This window comes from Acinetobacter sp. YH12072 (assembly GCF_013419565.1).
Taxonomy (GTDB): domain Bacteria; phylum Pseudomonadota; class Gammaproteobacteria; order Pseudomonadales; family Moraxellaceae; genus Acinetobacter.
The window spans coordinates 1-9,384 of the sequence record NZ_VOZV01000056.1; the positions used below are offsets into that span (position 1 = coordinate 1).

10 protein-coding genes are annotated in these 9,384 nt (G+C 37.6%); 6 read left to right on the forward strand and 4 right to left on the reverse strand.

Annotated elements, in window-relative coordinates; genetic code table 11:
* Positions 1–249: 249 nt before the first annotated feature.
* From lpxO to FTU19_RS15180, 3 genes are all read left to right on the forward strand, one after another.
* On the forward strand, positions 250–1,164 hold the full coding sequence (lpxO, locus tag FTU19_RS15170) for a lipid A hydroxylase LpxO (protein WP_179997574.1): 915 nt from the start codon (positions 250–252) through the stop codon (positions 1,162–1,164).
* A gap of 807 nt (positions 1,165–1,971) precedes the next feature.
* Positions 1,972–2,904 carry a replication initiation protein RepM gene (gene repM / locus FTU19_RS15175; protein ID WP_026438545.1) on the forward strand — a complete coding sequence of 311 codons (933 nt, stop codon included), beginning with the start codon at positions 1,972–1,974 and terminating at the stop codon, positions 2,902–2,904.
* Positions 2,901–3,197: a hypothetical protein gene (locus FTU19_RS15180; protein WP_087528905.1), complete on the forward strand. Its 297-nt coding sequence runs from the start codon at positions 2,901–2,903 to the stop codon at positions 3,195–3,197. The genes repM and FTU19_RS15180 overlap by 4 nt, the downstream gene beginning before the upstream one ends.
* Here FTU19_RS15180 and FTU19_RS15185 read toward each other — a convergent pair.
* Positions 3,194–3,478 carry a hypothetical protein gene (locus FTU19_RS15185; protein WP_004871868.1) on the reverse strand — a complete coding sequence of 95 codons (285 nt, stop codon included), beginning with the start codon at positions 3,476–3,478 and terminating at the stop codon, positions 3,194–3,196. The genes FTU19_RS15180 and FTU19_RS15185 overlap by 4 nt on opposite strands.
* Before the next feature lie 363 nt (positions 3,479–3,841).
* On the opposite strand from FTU19_RS15185, the gene mobQ reads away from it, so the two are divergent.
* Together mobQ and FTU19_RS15195 are read left to right on the forward strand one after the other, a co-directional pair.
* Positions 3,842–4,813, forward strand: coding sequence for a MobQ family relaxase (gene mobQ, locus FTU19_RS15190; protein WP_087528904.1), 972 nt, complete (start codon positions 3,842–3,844; stop codon positions 4,811–4,813).
* The gene (locus tag FTU19_RS15195; RefSeq protein WP_004870960.1) at positions 4,810–5,280 is read left to right on the forward strand and encodes a hypothetical protein; all 471 of its coding nucleotides are present in this window, start codon (positions 4,810–4,812) and stop codon (positions 5,278–5,280) included. The genes mobQ and FTU19_RS15195 overlap by 4 nt, the downstream gene beginning before the upstream one ends.
* A 114-nt stretch (positions 5,281–5,394) precedes the next feature.
* On the opposite strand, the gene FTU19_RS15200 is transcribed toward FTU19_RS15195, so the two are convergent.
* Complete coding sequence (locus tag FTU19_RS15200; RefSeq protein ID WP_001129137.1) at positions 5,395–5,676, reverse strand: type II toxin-antitoxin system YafQ family toxin; 282 nt, start codon at positions 5,674–5,676, stop codon at positions 5,395–5,397.
* On the reverse strand, positions 5,669–5,962 hold the full coding sequence (locus tag FTU19_RS15205) for a type II toxin-antitoxin system RelB/DinJ family antitoxin (RefSeq protein WP_004870963.1): 294 nt from the start codon (positions 5,960–5,962) through the stop codon (positions 5,669–5,671). The genes FTU19_RS15200 and FTU19_RS15205 overlap by 8 nt, the downstream gene beginning before the upstream one ends.
* A 381-nt stretch (positions 5,963–6,343) precedes the next feature.
* Between FTU19_RS15205 and FTU19_RS15210 the strand changes: the two genes are divergently transcribed.
* Positions 6,344–7,912, forward strand: a complete 1,569-nt coding sequence (locus tag FTU19_RS15210; protein ID WP_159124549.1) for an ATP-binding cassette domain-containing protein — start codon at positions 6,344–6,346, stop codon at positions 7,910–7,912.
* A 248-nt stretch (positions 7,913–8,160) separates the two neighbouring features.
* Here the strand turns inward: FTU19_RS15210 and FTU19_RS15215 are convergent, their stop codons facing one another.
* The gene (locus tag FTU19_RS15215; protein ID WP_005028482.1) at positions 8,161–9,153 is read right to left on the reverse strand and encodes an IS5-like element ISAba23 family transposase; all 993 of its coding nucleotides are present in this window, start codon (positions 9,151–9,153) and stop codon (positions 8,161–8,163) included.
* Between the last annotated feature and the right edge of the window lie 231 nt (positions 9,154–9,384).

Below are 9,384 nucleotides of genomic sequence, written 5' to 3' on the forward strand. Positions count from 1 at the left end.
TTTTTTTTATCCGGTTGGAATATTTTAGGACTGAGAAAAGCTTAAAAAGTAGAGCTTTTGGTGGTTTGTTTAGGGCAGATAAGTCAATGCTTGGTTTGGATGGTGACGTTTTATAGCGTGAGGTTGGGTGGGTATACAGAGCGACTGGCAATGCTGTGTTCTATTTTCTGCGATGATGTCATGCGCTGAAATGGAGTAGAATATGTGACATTTTTGAATTTTTGCTGTTTTCAGTATTTGGTTAGTTCTATGTTGAAGTGGATTATTTTGGCGATTTTTATCGCTTCAGCGTTGTATATTCAACAGCGCGGCAAGGTGCGTCATAGTTTTTATCGTCAGTTTTTTGACCATTCGACCATTCTTGCACCGATTAACTATTTAATGTACTTATTTTCTAAAGTGCCGAATCAACCTTATATCGACACTCAGCATTTTCAAGATTTAAAAGTTTTAGATGACAACTGGGAAATGATTCGTGATGAAGCCAAAGCTTTATATCAACAGGGCGGTATTAAAGCTTCAAGTAGCTACGATGATTTGGGGTTTAATTCATTCTTTAAAACAGGCTGGAAGCGTTTTTATTTAAAATGGTATGACTCCGCGCATCCATCAGCAGCAGAATTATGCCCAAAAACCACAGCATTATTAAAAACTTTACCTAGCATTAAGGCGGCGATGTTTACTGAACTAGCGCCCGACAGTCGTTTAGTGCGCCATCGTGACCCCTATGCAGGTTCATTGCGTTACCACTTGGGGTTGATGACACCCAATGATGACCGTTGTTTTATTGATGTCGATGGTGAGCGTTATTCATGGCGTGATGGTGAAAGTGTGGTGTTTGATGAAACCTATATTCACTATGCTGAAAATGGTACTTCTCAAAACCGTATTATTTTCTTTGCCGATGTTGAGCGTCCGTTAAAATCTCGCTGGATGCAAAAGTTTAATCACTGGTTTGGCAAGAATGTGATGACCGCAGCAAGTTCTCCGAATGAAGCAGGCGATCAGACAGGTGGCTTAAACAAAGTCTTTGGCTATGTCTATCAAGTGCGTTTAAAAGCGAAGGCCTTAAAAGCTAAAAATAGTCGCGTGTACTACTTCTTAAAATGGTTTTTGATGCTCGGGATTTTCTTCTTAATTTTTATTCGCCCTTATGTGTTTTAAAGCATCACAACGCCTTTCGGGGCATTTTTTATGACATTTTTGAGCAATTTCAGCATCGCGGTTTAATTCCCGGCTACTTTTTTGTATAGAATGAGGCAAATAGGGGAATTTTTATGCAAACGTTTCTTATAATTATCCTTATAATTCAACGCTGTAGTTTCTAGTTGATAGCCCGAACATCACTGTTCGGGCTTTTTTAATGATTTGTCACGTTCCACGCCTACTATTTAATCAATGTTTCACAACTTTGATTAGCTCAATTAAATAATTAAAACCTAGATAATAAGAACCGAGCGAGTGTCTACGAGCGATTGAGCATCATCAAAATTTCGCCCTCGCCTTTTCTCTGATTACAAGCTCCCTTTCGATTTTAAACGGTAGGTACAGAGCATCCCGAATGGGTGCGAACTTTGGAGCTTTTGCTTTTCAAAAAGTATGAGCGAAGCGAATACATTACCAATATTTTTGCTTTTAGATTTCACAAATAGGATTACCCAAAAACTGCCCCACGAAGCGAGGAACGAGCTTCAATAGAGTACGAGCTTTAGCGAGTACCTAGGGCAGTTTGCACTCCCCTCTCGAAAGGCTTTTAATTATTTTTAAAGCTTTTAAATGCTTTTAGATAAGCTGAAAACATTGATATTAGAGGACTACAGCTTATATAAGCACACAAATTCTCTTGTATAAGCACACAAATTCTCTTGTATAAGCACACAAATTCTCTTGTATAAGCACACAAATTCTCTTGATTTACACACATAAAATATATAGTGTGTAAATACACATTAATAATAACGTGTATTTAATATGAAGAATGGTTTAGTTGTGAAAGATAATGCATTAATAAACGCCAGTTATAATTTAGAACTAACGGAACAGCGTTTAGTCATGCTTGCAATCATTAATGCAAGGGAATTAGGGCGGGGTATTACGGCAGATAGCAAACTAGAAATACATGCTAGTGACTATGCAAAACTATTTAATGTATCACCTGATGCATCCTACAAAGCCCTGAAAGATGCCGTAAATAATCTATTTAACAGGCAGTTTAGCTATACAGCCGAATATAAAAAAACAGGGAAGGTAGGTATCGTTCGCTCTCGCTGGGTAAGCCGTATTTTTTATGTAGATGATTTGGCATTACTAGAAATTACTTTCGCACCTGATGTAGTTCCTTTAATCACTAGATTAGAAGAACACTTTACAAAATATGAAGCCAAACAAGTTGCACACCTAACCAGTAAGTATGCTACTAGACTTTATGAGTTATTAATCGCTTGGCGTGAAGTTGGTAAAACACCTGTTTTTGAACTACAACAATTACGTAAAAATTTAGGTGTTGAAGATGATGAATATCAACGTATGCACCATTTTAAAAGCCGTGTATTAGAAACTGCCATTACTCAAATCAATGAACATACAGACATAAAAGCCACTTATGAGCAACACAAGAAAGGGCGTACAATTACTGGGTTTTCATTCAAGTTTAAGCAGAAACAACAACCGAAAAAATTAGATTCTAAGCGTGACCCAAACACACCTGACTTTTTTATCAAAATGACCGATGCACAACGCCATTTATTTGCAAAAAAAATGTCAGAAATGCCTGAAATGGGGAAATATTCACAAGGTACAGAAAGCTACCAACAATTTGCTATTCGTATCGCTGATATGCTTTTAGAGCCTGAAAAATTCAGAGAGCTTTATCCAATTTTAGAAAAATCAGGATTTCAGCCATGATTAAATTAAATAACCTATCAACCGATCTAAAGCATGTGACCGTTGAATACCTCGACATCGTAAATTATGAAATTGCGAGGGAAAATATATGCGGTTATATCTTCCTATTATCCCGACTATCCAAAGATGCCGAACCCACCGAAAAAATGCAGATGGAAAGCAAAATACAGAACTTAATTTACTATCGGGATAATTTACAAATCGAGGACAAGGACAATATTCAAAAGGTTTTAAATACGCTCATTCCAGAGTATCAAGCCGAACAAAACAACCAAACAGCTAAGAAAAATTAGGCTTCAATATCGGGCAAATCAAAAAGCTGTCGATCTCTATTTTCTGTTAAATATTCGTTGAGTTCAGCGAGTATTTTTTCTTTATTGGCTTCATTTGCCTGCATTTTCTTAATCAAGTAAGAACCGAGCAAAATTTTACGCCTAGTATCATCCTTGCGCTCCTGTTCTTTCTTTTTGGTACGTTCTCTTGCTTCAATAGCCTGTTTCTGTGCTTTTAACTGTTTCAGCTTCTCTAACTGGGCTTCAATTTTCTTTTCGATATTTTCAGCAGATTTAGTCATAACGGTTAATTTCGGAATATAGAAAACCACTCAAGCATAAGACCCTATGAATTGAAATTCAAGCGGGTAATATGCTATCGTGTTTTTCATGAAATGCGCACTTACGACTTGAATTTCATTCAAGTCAAAAGATGCGTAAGGGGGACACCCCTTAACCCCAAAAGCAAAAGCAAGAGCGGTAAAGCAAATGAAGAAATACAATATTGATGAACAGCATATTTTTATATGCTCAAACTGTGGGAATGAATTTTTATACAAATTACCTAAAATTCTTATAGAGCAAATGAATGGAGTATCCATTCAAACTATTAGAAAAGAATGCCCGAAATGTAATCAATACGTGGATGCCACAAGGAAAATTTAATGGCGATTTACCACTGTACAACCAAAACCGTTAACCGCAGTTCGGGAAGAACTGCCGTTGCATCTATGGCTTATCGTGCAGGGGAAAAACTCAAAGATGAACGAACAGGACTAACCCACGATTTTACGAGAAAGGATGGTGTCGCCCATAGCGAAATTGTGTCTAACCTTGATATAGAAATAGACCGTAGCGAATTGTGGAACTTGGCGGAACAGTCCGAAAACCGCAAAGATGCTCGAACTGCTAGAGAATGGGTCATTGCCCTACCTGATGAATTAGACGCTGATCAACGTAAGGACTTGGCAAAAGAGTTTGCTCAATCACTTGTTGATCGCTATGGCGTGATCGCAGATTTAGCCATTCACGAACCCAGCAAAGGCGGAAATGATAAAAACCATCACGCCCATATCATGCTGACCACCCGAAAAGCTGAATTAGACCCTGACAATAAACTCACTTTGACGACAAAAACCGATATTGAGTTAAGTAATGCCAAACGCAAAAGCCTAAATATGGGAACAACCCAAGACGACATCAAACAGATTCGGGAAACATGGGCGGACTTAGCCAATCACGCACTGGAGCGAGCAGGCTACCGAGAAAAAATAGACCACCGCAGCTATGCCGATCAGAACAATGGACTACAAGCCACCATTCATGAGGGGACTTCGGTCACTCAACTCCGTAGACAAGGCATAGACACCGAAATCAGCCGTTATAACGACCATGTGAAGCAACACAACGCCCAACACCTCAAACAACAGCAACAGCGCACAGACAGCGTTTTACAGCGTGGTTTAAACCGTGCCGAGCAAGGCTTCGAGCAATGGCAGAAAAACCAAGAAGCTAAACGCCTAGAACAAGAACGCCAAGCCGAAATACAACGACAGCAAAAACTAGAGCAACAGCAAGCCGAGCGAGCCAACCGTAAAGCATCACAAGACTTAGATCAGGGCGGAATGTACCGATGAGCAACCAAAACGACCTAGATGACCAGCTCTATATTTTACTGGCATCTATGAAAGAGTATCGAGAAGCCATAGCAGACGATAACAAGCGATTAGAAGCGTTTTACAAGGAAGTGGCTAGCGGAGTACTCAATAAGACCGAAAAACACCTAAAAAACGCCAATCAGAAGCAAATAGACGCACTCAACAACAGTATTCGGGAATTAAACAATGCAACCAATCAACTTGACTGGCGATTCATGGCAATCTACGCCAGTGCTTTTGTTAGCTTGCTGATCGTTTTCTTTTTAGCATTATTTTTATATGTGCCGAGCATGGACGAAATCAAACAGCGTAGAGCAGACGTTGCATGGCTAGAACAAAAATACAGCCTAGATATTAAAAATTGCAATGGGAAGTCTTGCGTTCGCATCATGAAAAATGACTGTCACGGAGCGAATAAGGATTATTGTGTGATTGACCCAAAATAATGATTAGACAGTACTTTGCTCGGCTCTTGCCATCACCGAATCAATGACAGCAGTCGCAAAGTTGCCCGACTTTGAAACATGGCTAAAGCCATCTTTCAAAGCATCGAGCGATAGTCATCCAAAAATTTCGGAATGGCTATCCAACTGATGCAGTTCTAAAATATCGTCACCAACAAGCCTATAGATCAAGACTAAATCAGGCTTCACATGACAATCACGACAATTTTTAAACTCTGCACCACCTTTCAAGGGATGATCTAAATACTTTTCAGGCAAAGGATTATTTGCGACTAAACAATCTAATACTTCTGCCCATTCAGCCGTAACCAGTTCTAAATAACGTCTTTTAATATCACGTTTAAAAGAACTGGTTACGATAATCTTACGTTTAGCCATGTGCTTCTTCCGACATAGCTTTAATCGCTTCTTCTACCGTTTCGTACTCGGTGTACTCGCCATTTTCAATCTCTTTTAAAGATTGAAGTAACTTGGCTGCTGCTTTAGGAGTTAAAGCAGGTTCTCGTGCATAGTCAAAAGACAAAGGAATCGCTTTAGTTTTAACGATTTGATTCAAGAACAGTTTGAATGCTTGAGGCATAGTCAAACCATAGTCTTCCAAAATTGGGGTGACTTGTTCTTTTAACTCTGCTTCTAAGCGCATATTGAAATTGACTGCGGACATGATTCCCTCACTCAAAAACCATTAAAGTAAAGATAATATAAGTCATATTCTTTACTTTTTCATTACTTTTGATGTAATAAATGGTTTCTGACAACTGAATTTCGTATAACAGCCATTATGTTAAATAACTTTTAGAAGCTTTAGTACAAGCTTGACAGATTGTCTTATCATTATAAAATAACCTTATTCAAATCATCCTCCCAAGAGTAACGCCAATGAAGTAAGTCATTTTCTCATCATTATTTTTAAACTTTTGATGTGCAAAATAGATTCTACTTGTGGCTATATATTCTTGGTCTCTACTTTATATCCTAAATAATATATTGTTTTTTATAAGTTAATCTTCACTATTTTGCATATCCTCTACATGAGGAATTTTTTATGCAACATGCATGTATTGCTTCAAACTTAAATTTAGAATTTTCTACACAGAAAATGTTTGATCAGCTAAACATTACGCTTTTATCAGGACAGGTTTCTGCATTAATTGGACGTAATGGTTTAGGTAAATCCCTATTGTTCAGAATATTAGATCAAAGCCAAGCTTTAGATATTCATTATAGTGGTCAAGTTTCATGGAATATCCAACATGATTATTTGGCACAATTAGAACGCCTTAATGCTGAAAATATTGCACAAGCATTAGAGGTAGATCATTTACATCATGCTTTTCGGCGTATAGAGAACAATACAGCTAGTTTTGATGATTATGAGTTAGTTGAAAATACCTGGGATTTACCACAAAAATGGCAAAATATACTTGAAAATGCTGACTTACCTACGGATTTGAACTTTCCAACAGAAAAACTGAGTGAAGGACAAAAAACAAAGCTGGCTTTATGTCGTTTGTTTTTAAAAAAGGATCACTATCTACTTTTAGATGAACCAAGCAACCATTTAGACTCAACATCTAGACAATGGTTAATTGAGAGTATTTTGGCACACCCTAGTGGTGTATGCCTGATTAGTCATGATCGCCAATTACTCAATCAAGTCCAACATATTTATGCTTTAACTGAATTAGGCTTACAACACTACAAAGGTAATTATGAGCATTACATTCAACAGCATCAGCTACACATGGATGCATTAACTCAGTCTATTAATAATGAGAAAAAAGAATTAAAGCAGTTAAAACAACGGCAACATGATAGCTTAATGAAAGCGAATAAACGTCAATCTAAAGGCAATGAACTTCGTGATTCTAATTCTCAAGCAAAGATTTTTCTAGATTTCAAAAAGGAAAATGCTGGACAAAGCTTAGGTAAGCTACGTGCCCAACAAACTCGACAAACTGATGATTTGAAAAATAGTCTGATTAATAGGCAGACCATTGTAGAAAAAATCAAAGCTCAGAAGTTTGAATTCCACTTACAGAGTACGAAGCAAGGAGAGATTTTAAGAATTCATGATTTAAAGCTACCCCATACAGCAACAAATAAAATTAATTTTGCATTGAAAGCTGGCGAAAAAATCCATCTTAAAGGTGCTAATGGAATTGGTAAATCAACCTTATTGAAATTGATTTCTACCCATCAACGTGATGATATTTTCTTTAGTGGAACATGTTTGTATTTAGATCAAAACTTTAGTTTATTAAATAATGATTTATCCGTAATCGAAAACCTTGCACTTTATAACTCCAATCTTACTGAAGTTGAGTGGAGAAATTTGTTAGGTCAGTTACGTATTCGTCGTGAAAAAGCTTTATTAAAACTATCAGAACTGAGTGGTGGTGAAAAATTGAAAGTCGCATTATTAGCAATGAGTCACTATCCTGATGGTATTGATTTATTATTGCTTGATGAACCAGAAAATCATTTAGATATTGAGTCTAGAGAGCTTCTATCGCAGGCTATTAGCCAATATCAGGGCGCTGTAATTTTAGTTTCACATGATCATTTTTTTGTTGAACAGTGTGAAATATCTGAAGAGTATTTAATTGAGTAAAATGACATTTTCAAATATATAGATTTATTAGTTCTACTAAAATTAACATAATACACCTTATACGAAATGCTTTATAGAGACCTTTGCACGAAACAGCCCCTTTGCTCGAGGCATACCACCAAACCGAAAAAAAACAAAGAATGGCAATGAAATAAGCAAAACAATGGCTAAATCATGGATAAAATCTCCAAATGGTTGTTAAATTTGTGTCTATTGGCTGAGCTTACTAACCAACAGACACAATAACCCTAGGCGAGTCCGTATTTTCGTTTCAAGCTTAGGGCAGTTTTTAAATTATGCACCATGCTTGCAAGCAAAGTGCTGGTATGAAATTGCATTAACCCTAAATGACGAGCTTTGCTCATCCCATAATGCAGTTTAAAATGTCCAAAGACCCGCTCAACGGTGTTTCTAGTTTGGCTCTTTTGGGTATTATTGCGTTTTTGCTGTTCGGTTAAGGGTGTATTGCGCCATGCTCTATCATGAATATGATTTTTTATCGGTGGTTCATGCTCGGCAAGGTAGTCATCATGGGCTTGGCTTTTATACGCACTGTCAGCATACACGGCTGATTCATCATCTGTTAACAGCGTGGTAAAACATTGGGAATCATGGACATTGGCAGGGGTAGTTTCAACCTTTTTGACAAAGCTGTCTTCATCACAGTTGAGATGAATTTTAAAGCCGTAGGTGGTTTTTACTTTACCTGTACTGTCTTTTTTACTGACATAGGCGGCTTCGTTATCTTGGGTATTGTCGGTGTGTTTGCCTTTCTTAGGTCGTTTGTTTTTAGCTTCAACGATACTGGCATCGATGATGCTGACACTGCCCGCTTTGATAAAAATGTTTTGTTGGGCTAGTTGCTCATTGATTTGGTTGAACAATGGTTCAATCAGTCTAAGCTCACCTAGGTGTTTGTGGTATCGCCAAATGGTGCTATGGTCGGGTACATCATCCGTTAATGATAGGCCAACAAAGCGACGAAATAGTAAGTCTCGTGCCAGTTGTTTTTCCATGGCTGGATCCGATAGGTTATAGAGTTTTTGTAAGAGTAATACTTTAAACATGATGACAGGGTGAAAGGCAGATTCCCCACGCTCACTGCTATGAACGTGGCGTAAGGTTTGCTCGATAGTTTGCCAGTCAATTAGGTTGTGTAGTTCATCTAATTCTTCGATGGCTTTGTGAGCGTTAATGAGACTGTCTGCTAGGGAGAGTTGCCCTGTTTGTTTCCATGCCATAGTCGTGTTTTTTGCTAGGTGATTGATTTTATTGTATTATACCAATTTAATGAACTTTTGTGTGTTTATTCGTGCAAAGGTTTCTGAAAGTGATTGTTTTATATTTTTTTTTATCCGGTTGGAATATTTTAGGACTGAGAAAAGCTTAAAAAGTAGAGCTTTTGGTGGTTTGTTTAGGGCAGATAAGTCAATGCTTGGTTTGGATGGTGACGTTTTATAGCGTGAGGTTGG